We start from the raw sequence: 16,016 nt of genomic DNA on the forward strand, positions 1-16,016 counted from the left end.
ATTTGACTAACCTAGAAATTAACGCCCTATATTATTTGTTTTTCTGCGATTACGAATTTCATCTGGAGTATTTTCTTTATCTCGTCTTGTCCTATCATTTGGGGTGGTGAAACCGCTTTTTACCAATGTTTTACCTATACCTGCAATAGTTAACTCGGATTTTGGATTTATTGTTAAGTTTAAATTAGGACGCTTCTTCTTAACACTAGAGTTAGGAGCAACAGCAGGATAATCTTCAGTTCTTTTTCCTAAAATATTATTTTTTTCAGCTCTTCTTTCATTCATAAGAGTTGCTTTTCTTCTTTCTTCAGCAGCGCGCCCATCTACTTCTGCTTTTAAGGCTGATATTTTAGGTGTTATCGGGCATCCTACTTCAATCATGTGATCATAATATACTTCAACTATATTTAATTGCTTACTCCTAAATTCACCCATCTTTTTTTCTATTTCTTCTTCTGTAAAGATATTATGATCTACAAACTGCTCATTATTTGTTATTAATGCCCTTATTTCTGCATCATCAAGGCTAGCAATATTTGAAAAAACCTCTGCAGCTTCCTTTTTTCCCTCATCAGTTAAATCATAATAAGATAACCATGTTTGATTATTAGCGCTGGAAGGCATATCAGAAGATATCTGATGAGTCATTCTTGCTTCACCACCATCAACTATAATTAATTTATTGCTAACTGGATCAAAACCTACATTTCCACCTGAAGAACCTATACAGTCATAGTTACCCATAAAATTATTTATAGCAAAAAATGCTCCCATCCCTTTAGGCTCCGGCGGAAGAGTGTCTATATTCCCATCTTGCCTCATTTCTCCCTCAGCATTCTTAACGTGATATCTATAAAATTCACCTACATCTTTATAGGGAACTATCATTTCTGATCTAAAATGTGCTATTTCTGTAGAGTTTATAAGGTCTACAACTTCATCAATAACCATCTTGTCTAACGAACTACTTTCTATGGACTCAACATCACATTTACTAGCTAATTTCTTTCTAACACTACAGGCAGACTCAGAATATCTACTGGGATGCATAAATACAATATCCGTTTCCGGCAATATACATTTATCACCCCCTACAGCCTGCGCTATATTAAAAAAAACCTTTTCATCACATGATCTTCGAGACATTTCTGCTGTTAAAAGAGTCGCATCATTATAATCATTCAATTTATAACTTCCATGAGCTCTGGGAATTCCTAATTTTACAACATATTTTTTTTCTCCATCACCCATAATGGCACCAGGAGATGCTCCTTGTTTATCTCCTAAAAAAAACATTTGAGACGACTCTGAGGATGATTTCATAATATTACTCCATTTTTATTATAATATTAATCTTCTTCTTTTTCTGGCGCAGAATAGGCTGATTGCTGCGGAATATCAATAGGTTTCAATAAACGCTTAGTAAAGAATTTATCTTGATAATATTTTATTTTAGATGATCTAATTGGAGGATAAGACTCAATTAAGAGAATCTGTTCATCACGAGGCAAACCAATAACTTCTTGAGGTAACAATAAGGCTCTTTGCACTTCAGAGACATTTACAGACTTACGTGTTAATTCTAATAATTTAGGCTTTGTATATGATTCTTGGGTAACTGTTTTATTACCACATAATTGAGATATAAGATTTGCAGTATCCATATTATTTGCAGCAAAGGTAATCCTATATGTAGCATTTGAAAGAAATGAGTTCATTCCAGACTCTTCGTAAATTCCCTTAAGCTGTTGAGTATCTTGAATAATTAGAAATAGCCTTACATGATATCCACGGAAATATGCAATACCTGTCATAAAGCTATCCATTTTTCCTAAAGTTGGGAACTCATCGAGCAAGAACATAACCCCGTATGGCTCGTCTTCTCCTGGCATTTTTCTACTTAAAAATTCTGTAGCTTGTTGATAGAAAATCTGCATTAATGGCTGTAATCTTTTTAAGTTATCAGGGGTTAAACCAACATAAACTGTGGTTTTTTCTTTTTTGAACATCTGCACGTTAAAGTCGCTAGTAGCCGTGGCCGTATCAATCAACGGATTGGCCCATAGCTCTATTGCAGAGTTTAAAGTTGATACAACACTACCTCGTTCTTTATCTGGTTTCTGCAAGAATGCTGCTAAATTCATATAACCAGCTGGATGAATATGCTTACCTAAAGTATCCATTCCAACAGCTAAGTTATAAACCACATCATCACTACGCATAGTACGAACTACCTCACCAAATGATTTTATTTTATCTGGATCAGCAAGTATATATAACACTACACCAAGAAATAAACTACGCGCCTCATTTTCCCAAAATTCTACTTTTGGTAGAATAAGGCTTCCTAATTTCTGCACATCATCCACCATTTGACCAGGCTTAGTACTAATCCAATCAATAGGGTTATAGCAGTGGGTTCTTCCATCTGGATCAGCAGGAGACCAAGTAAAGCATTTTTGTCCTATGGAAGAACGCCAACCACTAGTTAAGTCATGATTTTCAAGCTTAATGTCATGAACTACAACAGACTCTTCCCAAAATAGTAGATTAGGTATTACAAACCCCACACCTTTACCAGAACCAGTAGGAGCAAATAATAACGAATGTTGATACCCCCCACTAACAAAATACCCACCATCATTTGTTCCTAATAACATACCACTCTTATTTCTAAGACCTGCTCTTTCAATATCGTCATCACTAGCCCATTTAGCATCACCATGCACTTTTTCTTTCCCTTTAAAAATATCATGATGAGTAATTTTGTTCCATTTTTTCTTTAGCATTATAATAAGGAAGCCATATATCCCTATAAAAAGACCAAAGAACTTTGCTAATAAAAATTCTACAGCAGGATATCCAGCAATTAGGGTATATGATCCTTGAAACGTTAATTGACTATAATTAGTAATAATCCACTTAGCAATGCTTAGATAAAACTCTAATAAACCTTGAATGTCGAAAAAATCTGCTGTTGGAATAATAAGAAAAACAAATATAGCTATGTTCGCATAACTAGCTATTGCTACAAAGAATAGTATTATAATAGTTCTAAATATGATGTTAATATATTTTTTCATAAGTTATTCTGATTCCAAATATTTATTGATTATACCTTCAACTTGATACTGTTTCTTAATAGTAGCATAATCCAAAGCTGTCATTCCCATATTATCTATTAGATATGGATTTGCGCCCATAGATAATAACAACTTTACAGAGTCTGGATTCCCTAAAGCAGCAGCATAATGCAAAGCTGTTCTTCCCTGATTATTAGCAACGTCTACTAATGCTTTTCTAGCCAATAATACACGAGCTGCATTTATTGCATTGTTCTGAATGGCATGAATTAATAAAGTATCTCCATTCTCATTTTGTCTATTAAGGAAATTATGATTCGTTAGAAACCCACGTAAAGCATCTTGGTTATCTTTCTCAACAACCATAAAAGCCATCTGAAAATATTCAGATTTTAGATAAACTGGAGGCAAAGATTTATTATTTGCTGTATTATTAACACCATATAATTGCATAGGAGGAGTATGAACATTATAATTCAATTCTAATAATTCATTGACTAATTTCTCCTGCTCTTGCTTTTGTTTCTCTAATCTAATTATTGATTCTTTTGTAGGATCCTTATTAAGTTCTGGCATCCAATCTTCATAATTACTAGTGGGAATTTCAGAAGCAGAAGCGCTGCTTGGAACGTTAAGTCCCATCGGAGTAGGGTTTCTTCGAGAACCATATGTAGCTTCTCTTTTTGCTCTAATAGCATCTAAATCTTTAGGTATGGATGAATTTATTTTGCTATTTTTGGTATCCTTAGCAAAACTAGCCGCATCTTTCTTGGGACTAGACTTTGAAAAATCATATTTATTAGCATTATTAACAGCATTAGACCTTCTAGAGCTAGAAGCTTCAGCTAAATTACAACTTAAAAATATTATTAATATAAGAAAAATACTTCTCTTATTACCCATTTTTATTTATCTTGTTTTTTAAGTTCTCTTTTTACAATGCTAGTGATAGTTTGATCTAACCAATCTTTTAAAAACGGCTTTATAGATTCAGCTATTGCTTGTTCAAGACCAATATTGCTATTATTACCTATTGGAGTTAACAATTGGTTAATGGGATGGGAATTTTTTAATGTTTTTTTATTATCATCAATATCTTGATAATCTTCATCTTGATCGTCAAAAAGATCATCTTCCGTTAGCTCAAGTATTTCATTATCAAGATCAGAGCTCTTGCGTGAAGATTTAATCATATCTTTCACTGATTTTAATGTATTCTCTATTGACTCTTCATCTTCTATCATAAAACATTTATCTAAAAAACTTAAGAAATTCTTCCCCCCTAGAGGAGAGACGTACTAAATTCCAACTAACTTAAACTTGATTTTATCATAATTCTTGGAAGGATTATAGATTTTTGTTGGTAATGATAAATCCTTAGCATTTAATTTACCCATAAAACTAGCCATCTTATAATAACTTAATGCTGCATCCGTAGTTACTTGAGCTAATTTAATCTTATATTGAAATAATTTTTCTTGCGCATCTAGTAAATTAGATAGAGTTTCAACTCCTTCATCATATTCTTGCTGCTTAGCCGCAAGTGCTATTTCCGCTGCTTTAACAGCTTCTTTTCCAGATTTTACACTACCTTGAGAACCAACGTAATCATTCCAAGACTGTGTTGCCCCTTGCGTTACAGAAGCTTTAGTATTTCTAAGTAAATATTTATATTGAGCAGCCTGAGCTTCACTACTTCTTATGCCAGAATATTCAACACCCTGCTGATAAATTGGAACAGTAACGCTAACATACACAGCCTTAGAATTAGTATAAGGTTGGGAAGTATCAACGCCTCTCGTATCTTGCCAATTCTTTCCTATACTACCACCAACATCAACACTAGGTAAAAGAGTAGCCGCACTGGATATAACACTAATATCAGATATTTTCTTTTGTAACATAATATTAATCAACTGAGGATTAGCTTCCAGAGATTTTTGTAATAACTCCATTTGATCTTTAGGCGCAACACTCAAATTATCACTTAATTCTATATTTTCAGGTTCTAACCCAATAACTTGGATATAACTTGCTAAGGCAGAACTATAATAACCCGATGCTATAGTAAGATTAGTTTCTGCATCTGCTCTACGAGAGATTGCATCTGCTAAATCTGCTTTCTTAGCAATTCCAACTTCAACTTTGTCTTTGATAGCCTGATATTTCTTCTCATAAGCTTGATAATTTTCTTTAGTAATAGACAATACTTCTTGAGTCCTAATAACTTCTAAATAGGCATTGATAGCCTTAAGTAAAATTTCTTGCTCTTTTGCTAGCAACTCTGTACGCCCTGCCTCAATATAATATTTTGCCATCTTAATAGCCATAATATCCTGGCCACCTTTAAAAACATTTTGTTCCAAGTTAAATGAAGAATCTTTAACTTTGCTATCTCTCCAGTCCTCTAATTTAACTCGCTTCCCCGTGAAAGTTGTGGTAGCCGTATCTTGCTTCTCTTGAGTCTTACGGGCTCTATAATACACTTTAGGTAAGAAACCCGAAATTGCCTTAAACATTTTTTCATCAGTGACCTTTAATTTTTCTCTTTCAGAAATCAACTCTGGATTATTTTGATAAGTATGAGCCAAAGCTTCAGATAAAGTAGTAGCAAAAGATGAGTTAGACAACAAACAAGATAAAGCAATTGCGGCATTAAGTTTCTTCATAAAATTTTCACTATTATTAATTTAAAGGTTTATGTATAATTATCATATTGCTATAACTAAATTGATTTAGCAATATAAAAAGCTTGCTATTTAATACGCATAGGTTTATATAATTACTTCTACTTTAAAAATCAACTGTTTGATTGAATTTTAAAGATTTTAAGGCCGGGTAGCAAAGTGGTAATGCCGCGGACTGCAAATCCGCTATTCGTCGGTTAGATTCCGACCCCGGCCTCCAAATAATTTAAAAACCAAAAAGACTATTTATCTCCTGGATCTACCCAAGAAATATTTCCATCAACTCTGTGATATACAACATTTAAACGATCGTTTAGTTTATTAATAAAAAGCAATGCCGGCAAATGCCCTAAGTCCATTTTCATTATTGCTTCACTCACAGTGAGTTTTTCAATATTGGTGATTTTTTCAGCAATAGTAACTGGCTCTTGAGGTTGATTATCTTCTTGATTAACCTCAGCCTGAGGAACGTTTAAAACATATTTCACCCCAGATATAACTTCCTCTAGATTTTCTTTTCCTTTCTTAGCATGATCTTTTATTTTACCTTTGTATTTTCTTAGCTGCTTCTCCATTTTAACAAGAGCACTATCAAATGCAGCATATGCATCATCAGACTCACTTGCAGCCTTAACCAAACCAATATTGGCATCGTGAATAACAAGATCCACATGATATAAATAGTTATTCTTTGAAAAAGTTACTTTAGATTGAGTAACATCATTTAAATGTTTTTTTACTCCACTGGTAATTCTTTCGTTAACATACTCCTGTAAAGCCGCACCAACTTCCATATGTTTACCAGAAACTGTTGTTACCATATTTTATACTCCTATGATTAATTATTGCCTAAAAACTTTTATTTACTTAATATTAAATACATCTCCTAAGTATACTCTTCTAACTACCTCATGACTAATAATTTCTTCCTTATCGCCTTCAATTAATACTTCACCATCGTAAATAATATAAGTACGATCCACTATATCTAGCATTTCTCTCACATTATGATCTGTGATTAACACCCCTATATTTTTATCTTTTAAATGATAAATTAGATTTTTAATATCTGCGATTGCAATTGGGTCAATACCAGCTAATGGTTCATCTAACAAAATATATTCAGGGTTAACGGCCAATGCTCTAGCTATTTCTAACCTTCTTCTCTCTCCTCCAGATAAATTAATTGACAGAATATTTTTTAAATGAGTAATAGAAAATTCAGCAAGCAGTTCCTCTAATCGTTTTTCTCTCTCCGATTCAATAGGCTCTACAGCCTCTAAAACCGCTTCGATATTTTCTCCAACTGTTAAACCACGAAACACTGATGATTCTTGAGGAAGATAACCCACTCCTAACTGAGCCCGGCGATACATGGGCAAGTTTGTAATCTCAACACCATTTAATGATATCTGACCATAATCTGGTTTAATCAACCCACTTATCATATAGAAACAGGTAGTTTTTCCAGCTCCATTAGGACCAAGCAACCCAACTACCTCTCCCTTAGATAAACTTAAATTTACCTTGCGTACTACTGAACGCTTACCATATCTTTTACCAATTTTCTGGACTTCTAACATTTTCTAAAATATTTAAATATTTGAGCAGCACATATAATAGTAAAGATACTAGATATTGGCTATAGAAATTTTAAATTTAATAATTATTTCTAGATTTACTAAGCCTATATAATTTGTTATAACTATTACACCCTACTAAAAATATATAAGGATGGTGATATGCACAATGATACCTGGCATGGAACTACTATTTTATCCGTTAGAAAAAATGGTAAAGCAGCGATCGGAGCAGATGGACAAGTCTCCTTAGGACCAACAATCATTAAGTCTTCTGCAAAAAAACTTAGAACAATGGCCCAAGGAAAAATTCTGGCTGGTTTTGCAGGAGCAACCGCAGATGCTTTTACTTTATTTGAACGTTTAGAAGAAAAATTAGAAAAACACCCAGGTCAATTAACCCGAGCAGCTGTTGAACTTGCAAAAGATTGGCGTACTGATAAGTATCTTCGCAAATTAGAAGCTATGATGGTCATTCTTGATAAGGATGTTACTTTAATTATTACAGGCAATGGTGATGTATTGGAGCCAGAAGATGGAATAGCTGCAATTGGATCAGGTGGAAATTACGCTCTTTCTGCAGCTCGTGCATTAATCGATGTTAAAGACTTGTCTGCAGAAGAAATCATCAAAAAATCAATGAAAATAGCCGCTAATATTTGTGTCTACACTAACAGCAATTTAACTATGGAAGTAATTTAATTATAATGGAAAACACAGAACACCTAACACCAAAACAAATTGTAACTGAACTTGACCGCTATATTGTTGGACAAGATGAAGCTAAAAAAGCTGTGGCTATTGCTCTACGCAATCGCTGGAGACGTAAACAAGTAAATGCCCCCTTAAAAAACGAGATAGTTCCTAAAAATATTCTTATGGTTGGGCCAACAGGAGTTGGTAAAACTGAAATTGCAAGACGCTTAGCCAATCTTGCAAATTCTCCATTTATTAAAGTTGAAGCAACTAAATTTACTGAAGTGGGATATGTTGGAAGAGATGTAGAGTCAATAATTCGTGATTTACTAGACGTTGCTATTGTTATGGTACGCAAAGATATGCATCAACAAGTTAATCAAGAGGCGACTGTTAATGCCACAAATCGCATTTTAAATACCTTAGTTGGCCAAACAGCAAGCGAAGAAACCAGAAGTAAATTTGAACGGCTATTCAAAGAAAGAAAATTAGATGATCGTGAAATAGATATTGAAGTACAAGAAGCTCCCTCATCTCCATTTAATGGCATGGATATCCCTGGAATGCCTGGCGGTCAAATGGGAGTACTAAACTTAAGCGATATGCTTGGAAAAGCAATGGGCGGACCTAAAATGAAAATTCGTAAAATGAATATTCGTACTGCTTATGATGTAATTATAAATGAAGAAAGCGACAAACTAATCGATGAAGACAGCATCATTAAAACATCAATAGAAATGGTAGAAAATGATGGAATAGTATTCTTAGACGAAGTAGACAAAATTGCCACTAGACAAGGAAATAAAGCCGAAGTTAGCCGCGAAGGGGTGCAGCGTGATTTATTGCCCTTAATTGAAGGAACAAGCGTTACAACAAAACATGGAATAGTTAAAACTAACCATATTTTATTTATAGCATCAGGAGCATTCCATATTGCTAAACCCTCAGATTTATTACCCGAATTACAGGGAAGATTACCAATTAGAGTAGAACTAAACCCATTAAGCAAAGATGATATGGTACGCATTCTTGTGGAACCAGAGGCCAGCTTAATCAAACAATATGTAGCTCTAATGGAAACAGAAAATTGTAAATTAGTATTCGAAGAATGTGCTATTAATAAACTTGCAGATCTTGCAACTGAGATTAATAGAGATGTTGAAAATATTGGTGCAAGAAGACTGCATACTATCTTAGAAAAACTTCTTGAAGACATTAGCTTTAATGCTCCAGAAAAAGCGAATCAAAAAATATCTATAGATAGTAATTATGTAGATAAAACATTAGAAGGACTAATTATAAATAGAGATCTAAGTAATTTTATTTTGTGATTTAGGCTAGTAGTAATAAAAACATTATAACTACTAGACTAAAAAAGCTTAAACGCTTGTATGATTAGATTGATAATAATATAGATCTTCAATAACAGAACCACTGAAGGCACTCAGAGCCAAGAACCCAAATATATCCGCTCCTGACCACTGATCTGGCAATGCAAGTATTGCATCTACACCTTCTTTAGCACAATCAGTTGCTATTTCTTCAATTTTTATTGCACTTGATGAATGTATAAAACTATAGCTAACTTGATCCGAAACTCTCGACATCTTAAAAAATTCTTGAAAAGTCAATCTGCTTACAACTTCATTTATAGAACTAGTTAATAGATTTACAGCCTCCTGTTGATAAACTACATCTTGTGAAGATTTTAAAATATTTTTTTTAAATTCCTTACTAAAGTAATCCGTTAATGTTAAAACTTCTTCTTGATTAGGGGATAATTTAGAAGCTAGATCATACACATTTTCAATATAAGTATAACAATCTCCTGCATCTGCTACTTTCCCTGTAGTTAATTTTATACCAACTGTTTGCATAGAACGATCTACCACAGCCATTGCACTAGAAACACTTATTTTAAATGATTTTGGCTCTATGTTATGAACATATTTATAACCTGCAAAACTAACTGCTGCAATTGCACTGACCATATATAAAGGATTATTAAACATATAAACGTCTATTTATTAAATTATTAAGAGATATAAAGGTTTATATACTAAAACAATAGAATGTCAATAAATTTTCATAAAAGCAGACTAGGAAAGATTAAATATATAATTTACAAAAACATCAACACCTACCCCTCTTCAACCAAAAGAACAAACACCATATATAGTGCATCGCAACAAAAAAATACACAATATATATCATTTTTATGGACATTTCTCTATCTAGCACCTATACTTAATTTATACCATTTTTTAAACCGAAGGAAAAACTATGTCATTACTAGATGCAAAACCAATATATAAACCATTTGATTATCCGTGGGCATATGAGGCCTGGCATATTCAACAAAAAATTCACTGGTTACCAGAAGAAGTTCCATTATCTGATGATGTGAAAGACTGGAAACATAACTTAACTCCAGGAGAAAAGCACTTATTAACTCAAATTTTCCGTTTCTTTACTCAAGCAGATATTGAAGTAAATAATTGCTATATGAAAAATTATTCTAAAGTATTCCAGCCTACTGAAGTACAAATGATGCTTGCTGCCTTCTCTAATATTGAAACAGTACATATTGCTGCATATTCATATTTACTTGATACTATAGGAATGCCAGAAACAGAGTATCAGGCATTCTTAAAATACAAAGAAATGAAGGATAAATATGATTATATGCATCGCTTCAATGTAGACTCAAAAGAAGGAATCGCTGTGACTTTAGCGGTGTTTGGTGCTTTTACTGAAGGTCTGCAGTTATTTTCATCATTTGCCATTCTATTAAATTTCCAAAGATTTAATAAAATGAAAGGAATGGGACAAATTGTTTCCTGGGCCGTTAGAGATGAAACTCTACATTCCAATTCAATAATTCGTTTTTTTAAAACCTTCATTCAAGAAAACCCTGAGGTTTGGAATGAAGAAATGCGCAGCACATTATATGAAGCTTGTGCCACTATTGTCCATTTTGAAGATGCATTCATTGATCTTGCCTTTGAAGTAGGAGATATTGAAGGCTTAACGGCTAGAGAAGTTAAAAAATATATCCGTTATATTGCTGATCGTCGCTTAATGCAACTGGGCTTAAAAGAAATATACATGGTTGAAGATAATCCTTTAACATGGTTAGATGAAATTCTCAATGGCGTAGAGCATGCTAACTTCTTTGAAAACAGAGTAACTGAATATACTAAAGCAGCCACCACTGGATCTTGGGATGAAGCATTCGAGGGAATGGACACATCAGAATAAAATTACTTCCTATAATAAAGTTCAATAGATTATTATCCTATATAATTTAAATCTATTGAACCTCCCTCAGTTATTAACTATCATCATAGTAACAATTACGTTGCTTTGAGGGTGACACTCCTAATATTTCATATAAAAACTAGACCAGGCAAAGTTATGCGCAGAATATTACATAAAATTTCTGCTGGGGAAGTGGATAATTTTGGTGATCTATATACTATAAATAACACCGAATCAGTAGATATTATAATTCAGGGAAGAAAATAATATTAATAAACTATGTAGAAGATATAATATATCAGAATAGCTTAGTAACCACATATTTTGCTAGACTATCACACGTAATTGTTGTATAGATTAACAATGCTAAAATTTATTATGCATAAGTATTTACTATATAATTAGTAGGAAACCTAATTAATGTTACTGATTCAAAGAATTTTTTCTAGTTCTAAAGCTATATCTTACCTTAAGATATTACTACTGCTAATTGCAGATTGGTTATCACATATGAACCATAAATCCCAACAAATAAATTTAGCAAATATTACACAAACAATTATTCAAAGCTTGCACCCTTCTATGTGCATAATGATGAGCTTAAACAAATTTCAAGAGAGATTGAAGGAGATTTTAATAGATGTCAAAGAAGATATTAATCGATGCTGTCTACCCTGGAGAAACCAGGGTAGTAGTTCATGACCAAAACAACATTCAAGAATTTGATTACGAAAATAGTCATAAAAAACAACTAAAAGGAAATATTTATTTAGCAAGAATAACAAGAATTGAACCATCACTACAGGCTGCATTCATTGAATATGGTGGAAATAGACATGGATTCTTACCCTTTGCTGAAATACATCCAGATTATTTCCTAGAATCTACAGAAGGATCTTTCGAACAAGAAAAAACTGGCGCTGCAATTAAAGATAAAATTGCAGCTATTAATCTACCAGAAGTAAATGAAGAAGAAACCATTCCTGAATCTCTAACTACAGAAAGACCTATAGAAGAATCTAAAGCAGAAGAGCTTGTATTAGATTCTGCTCTAGAAGATAATGTAATTAACGAAGAAGCTTCGGAAGAGCCTCGTCAAACTATACATCAAAAATATAAAATCCAAGACGTTCTAAGAAAAGGACAAGTGATTCTTGTTCAGATACTTAAAGAAGAACGTGGGAACAAAGGAGCTGCTTGCACAAGCTATATTTCTTTAGCTGGCCGCTACTGTGTATTTATGCCAAATAGCGATAAGCAAGGCGGCGTATCTCGTCGCATTGTTAACCAAGGAGACAGAAACTATCTAAGAGATGTGATATCTAACCTAAAGCTTCAAGATGGTGTTAGTATAATCCTACGCACGGCTGGAGCAGGAAAAAGCTTCAGTGATATCCGTCGTGACTATTATTATTTAGCTAGACTTTGGAACGCAATCCGTGAGCATGCTATAAAATCTAAAGTAAATACTTTTATTCATGCTGAAAGTGATCTATTAAAAAGAACAATCCGCGATTTATATAGCAGTGAGATTGACGAAATTCTAATTCAAGGCACTGAATCTTTTAAAGCGGCCAAAGAATTCATGAAAAAAATCATGCCTTTGCACGCACAAAAGGTTAGAGAATACAAAGCTAGAACTCCAATTTTTACTAAATTTAACGTAGATGAACAAATATCCTCTCTTTATTCTCCTACAGCTAACCTTCCATCTGGAGGTTATATTGTTATTAATCCTACAGAAGCTTTAATTGCTATTGACGTTAACTCAGGAAGAGCAACAAATGAACGTAATATTGAAGAAACTGCTACTAAAACCAATACTGAAGCAGCCATAGAAGTTGCTAGACAATTAAGGCTGCGTGATATGTCTGGGCTAATTGTAATTGACTTCATTGACATGGCGGGAGCTAATAATCGCAAAACTGTAGAACTAGCATTACGCGACGCATTCCAAGAAGATAGAGCTAAAGTTCAATTAGGAAATATCAGTGCATTTGGTTTACTAGAACTTTCAAGACAAAGATTGCAATCTAGCTTTACTGAAGCCAATACTGTGGTTTGTCCTGCTTGTACTGGTAAAGGATATATCAAATCTTTCGATTCTAATGCATTAGTTATTTTGCGTACAATAGAAAATGAAGTTTATCAAGGAGATTGCAGCGTAGTAGATGTGTTCACCCATCAAGAGATGATTGAACATTTACTAAATTATAAGCGTGAAGAATTAATTAGAATAGAAAAAACTCATAAATGCAAAGTAGTATTCCACCGTGAAAATACAGTATATTATGATGGATTCGCTATAGAAAAAACTGAGAAAGACAAAAACTCTAATAAAGCAAACTCCAAGCCAAAACTTAGCGACGAAGAACATATGGCATCTTATGAAACAGATACCTTCGAAGATAATATTCTTCTTCAAGAAAAACAACTTGGTTTAGGTGATAACCTTGCTCCTTATCAGGTTAATGATCATTCTATAATAGATGAAAATGCTCCTATGGCAGCACGCCATAGAGTTCATAAATCTGGACATAACAGTAAAAGACGCAAAACAAGCAATGCACCTGATTCTGATAGACCACATATTAATAACAAACGCAGACCAGGTGGCAATAGATATAGAAATAATCGTAACCGCCAGAATTCTGGAAATAGAAAACCTGAATCAAAGTCTGTTTTAAAAGGATGGTGGGATAAACTCACAAAATAATATAAATCTAAACCACTCTCTATGTTTTAAGAGAGTGGTTTAACACAAGCCCTACTAGGATTTATATTCATCATTTTTTCCTTTTTTTTGCTGGACTTAGCAAGCTCAAAACTTTTATCGAACCATTTCTTCAAGCTATCTTCATCTTCAATTATATCAATAGAAACATACCAATAACTTAAAGCAACTCTTTTTTCATCTTTCTGATATGTAAAAGGAAATGAACCTACAGATTCATATTCTTTGCCTAAGTCAGTATCTGCTTTGAAATATAATTCATCATCTACAATAATGGCAAAAATAATTTTATTGCAATATAAACCATAACCACCAAACATCTTCCTGGAGGTAATATTTCCAAGAGGTGATAATCGATCCATTATATATTCAACAAAGCCACTATTGGACATGTATTATAGTCTATTAGATAAGATAATTTATATATAAACTACTACAATCGATGTACTAAATCAGTTATTTTTTTGTGAATATTTAAGAATTCTTAAATTCTACTAAGGTAAAGTAATCAAGTGCCCATCTTTTCATTTTATAAGTGTCCTTGTCTTTATATATAATTTGCTTATTAAATAAAGATTCTAATATTTCCTTATCAGCAAAGAATAAATCAAAATGAAGACTATTGTTTAATATGAATTCCTTAACTATTTCTTCTTCATCTCGAGTTAAAGAAACTACATATCTATCAAAAATTTCTTTTAGTTTTTTCTCTTCATCCTATTTTCTATAGGTGTGTATATATAGTAAGTTAATGCTATAGAAATTAAAGTTACTATAAAGACAGTCGCTATATACCTATCTGAGTTTTCTAAAATACCCAGAATGTATATATACTAACCACATAAATATTAAAAAAAATAACAAAACAACCATTTTATATATAAAGCGCCCATAAAATCGACAATTATTAAAATAGATAAGCATTGCAGATCTTGAGTTCTTAGATAACTTAAAATTCATTTTTGTTTAATTAAGAATGAGAATATTTTAAATTTGCTTACTGAGCTTGGCAGTGTCCTACTTTCCCATGCCTTAAGACATAGTATCATTGGCGCTACAGCTTTTCACGGTCGAGTTCGGGATGGGATCGGGTGTTTCATCTGTGCTATTGCCACCAAGCTTAGTAAGCAAACTTAAAAATTTAAGAAGGCTTTATAAGCAGTATATTAAATACAACTTCATTTGAGATCATCAGTATATTTTAAAACTTAAACAAGTCAAGTATAAAATATACTGATTTTTATAACATAATATAACAACAACTTTTAATGTTCCCGGTTTATATAAACTTAATGCTGCATATAAAAGTATTAGATGCAACTAAAAATCAATCGAGCTATTAGTACCAGTAAGCTGAACATGTTACCATGCTTACACACCTGGCCTATCAACGTAGTGGTCTTCTACGGCTCTAATGGGGAAATCTTGTTTTGAGGGGGGTTTCCCGCTTAAGATGCTTTCAGCGGTTATCCCTTCCATACGTAGCTACCCAGCTATGCCACTGGCGTGACAACTGGTGCACCAGAGGTATGTCCATCCCGGTCCTCTCTTACTAAGGACAGCTCCTCTCAAATTTCCTACGCCTGCGACGGATAGGGACCGAACTGTCTCGCGACGTTCTAAACCCAACTCACGTACCACTTTAATCGGCGAACAGCCGAACCCTTGGGACCTGCTTCAGCCCCAGGATGTGATGAGTCGACATCGAGGTGCCAAACGATTCCGTCGATATGAGCTCTTAGGAATCATCAGCCTGTTATCCCCGGCGTACCTTTAATTCGTTGAGCGATAGCCCTTCCACTCAGGACTACCGGATCACAATGACCGACTTTCGTCTCTGCTTGACCTGTCAGTCTCGCAGTCAGGCAGGCTTATGCCATTGCACTCTAACATCTGATTTCCGACCAGATTGAGCCTACCTTCGCACGCCTCCGTTACTATTTGGGAGGAGACCGCCCCAGTCAAACTGCCTACC

Annotated in this window: 13 protein-coding genes, 1 tRNA gene and 2 rRNA genes; 5 read left to right on the forward strand and 11 right to left on the reverse strand. The window is 33.6% G+C overall.

The window, feature by feature from the left end:
• Positions 1-18: 18 nt before the first annotated feature.
• From N4A31_04730 to N4A31_04750, 5 genes are read right to left on the reverse strand one after another with little or no spacing between them, the layout of a single operon-like run.
• Positions 19-1,323: a hypothetical protein gene (locus tag N4A31_04730; GenBank protein ID MCT4635533.1), complete on the reverse strand. Its 1,305-nt coding sequence runs from the start codon at positions 1,321-1,323 to the stop codon at positions 19-21.
• Between the two features lie 26 nt (positions 1,324-1,349).
• Positions 1,350-3,083 (reverse strand): type IV secretory system conjugative DNA transfer family protein, encoded by a 1,734-nt coding sequence (locus N4A31_04735; protein ID MCT4635534.1) that lies wholly within the window; start codon positions 3,081-3,083, stop codon positions 1,350-1,352.
• 3 nt (positions 3,084-3,086) lie between these two features.
• Positions 3,087-3,986 (reverse strand): ankyrin repeat domain-containing protein, encoded by a 900-nt coding sequence (locus N4A31_04740; GenBank protein ID MCT4635535.1) that lies wholly within the window; start codon positions 3,984-3,986, stop codon positions 3,087-3,089.
• Positions 3,987-3,988: 2 nt separating this feature from the next.
• Entirely contained in the window at positions 3,989-4,327 is a 339-nt protein-coding gene (locus N4A31_04745; GenBank protein MCT4635536.1) for a DUF2497 domain-containing protein, read from the reverse strand.
• A 54-nt stretch (positions 4,328-4,381) separates the two neighbouring features.
• Positions 4,382-5,752 carry a TolC family protein gene (locus tag N4A31_04750; GenBank protein MCT4635537.1) on the reverse strand — a complete coding sequence of 457 codons (1,371 nt, stop codon included), beginning with the start codon at positions 5,750-5,752 and terminating at the stop codon, positions 4,382-4,384.
• A 163-nt stretch (positions 5,753-5,915) separates the two neighbouring features.
• Between N4A31_04750 and N4A31_04755 the strand changes: the two genes are divergently transcribed.
• Positions 5,916-5,990: transfer RNA gene (locus N4A31_04755), tRNA-Cys, on the forward strand.
• Positions 5,991-6,012: 22 nt separating this feature from the next.
• Here N4A31_04755 and raiA read toward each other — a convergent pair.
• Both raiA and lptB read right to left on the reverse strand, forming a co-directional pair.
• Complete coding sequence (raiA, locus tag N4A31_04760; GenBank protein ID MCT4635538.1) at positions 6,013-6,591, reverse strand: ribosome-associated translation inhibitor RaiA; 579 nt, start codon at positions 6,589-6,591, stop codon at positions 6,013-6,015.
• 42 nt (positions 6,592-6,633) lie between these two features.
• The gene (gene lptB, locus N4A31_04765) at positions 6,634-7,353 is read right to left on the reverse strand and encodes an LPS export ABC transporter ATP-binding protein (GenBank protein MCT4635539.1); all 720 of its coding nucleotides are present in this window, start codon (positions 7,351-7,353) and stop codon (positions 6,634-6,636) included.
• Between the two features lie 159 nt (positions 7,354-7,512).
• On the opposite strand from lptB, the gene hslV reads away from it, so the two are divergent.
• Both hslV and hslU read left to right on the forward strand, forming a co-directional pair.
• Positions 7,513-8,052 carry an ATP-dependent protease subunit HslV gene (hslV, locus tag N4A31_04770; GenBank protein MCT4635540.1) on the forward strand — a complete coding sequence of 180 codons (540 nt, stop codon included), beginning with the start codon at positions 7,513-7,515 and terminating at the stop codon, positions 8,050-8,052.
• Between the two features lie 5 nt (positions 8,053-8,057).
• Complete coding sequence (hslU, locus tag N4A31_04775) at positions 8,058-9,377, forward strand: ATP-dependent protease ATPase subunit HslU (GenBank protein MCT4635541.1); 1,320 nt, start codon at positions 8,058-8,060, stop codon at positions 9,375-9,377.
• Positions 9,378-9,425: 48 nt separating this feature from the next.
• Here the strand turns inward: hslU and N4A31_04780 are convergent, their stop codons facing one another.
• Positions 9,426-10,058 (reverse strand): hypothetical protein, encoded by a 633-nt coding sequence (locus N4A31_04780; GenBank protein ID MCT4635542.1) that lies wholly within the window; start codon positions 10,056-10,058, stop codon positions 9,426-9,428.
• Positions 10,059-10,329: 271 nt separating this feature from the next.
• Here N4A31_04780 and N4A31_04785 point away from each other — a divergent pair, with 271 nt between their 5' ends.
• Positions 10,330-11,307 carry a ribonucleotide-diphosphate reductase subunit beta gene (locus N4A31_04785; protein MCT4635543.1) on the forward strand — a complete coding sequence of 326 codons (978 nt, stop codon included), beginning with the start codon at positions 10,330-10,332 and terminating at the stop codon, positions 11,305-11,307.
• Positions 11,308-11,947: 640 nt separating this feature from the next.
• On the forward strand, positions 11,948-14,023 hold the full coding sequence (locus N4A31_04790; protein ID MCT4635544.1) for an Rne/Rng family ribonuclease: 2,076 nt from the start codon (positions 11,948-11,950) through the stop codon (positions 14,021-14,023).
• Positions 14,024-14,049: 26 nt separating this feature from the next.
• Here N4A31_04790 and N4A31_04795 read toward each other — a convergent pair whose 3' ends face one another.
• The 3 genes from N4A31_04795 to N4A31_04805 all read right to left on the reverse strand — a co-directional run.
• The gene (locus tag N4A31_04795; protein MCT4635545.1) at positions 14,050-14,433 is read right to left on the reverse strand and encodes a TfoX/Sxy family protein; all 384 of its coding nucleotides are present in this window, start codon (positions 14,431-14,433) and stop codon (positions 14,050-14,052) included.
• A gap of 612 nt (positions 14,434-15,045) precedes the next feature.
• Positions 15,046-15,160, reverse strand: a 5S ribosomal RNA gene (gene rrf / locus N4A31_04800).
• A 199-nt stretch (positions 15,161-15,359) separates the two neighbouring features.
• Positions 15,360-16,016, reverse strand: a 23S ribosomal RNA gene (locus tag N4A31_04805); the annotation flags it as partial.

The sequence above is a fragment of the Rickettsiales bacterium genome, from assembly GCA_025210695.1.
Classification (GTDB): Bacteria; Pseudomonadota; Alphaproteobacteria; order Rickettsiales; family CANDYO01; genus CANDYO01.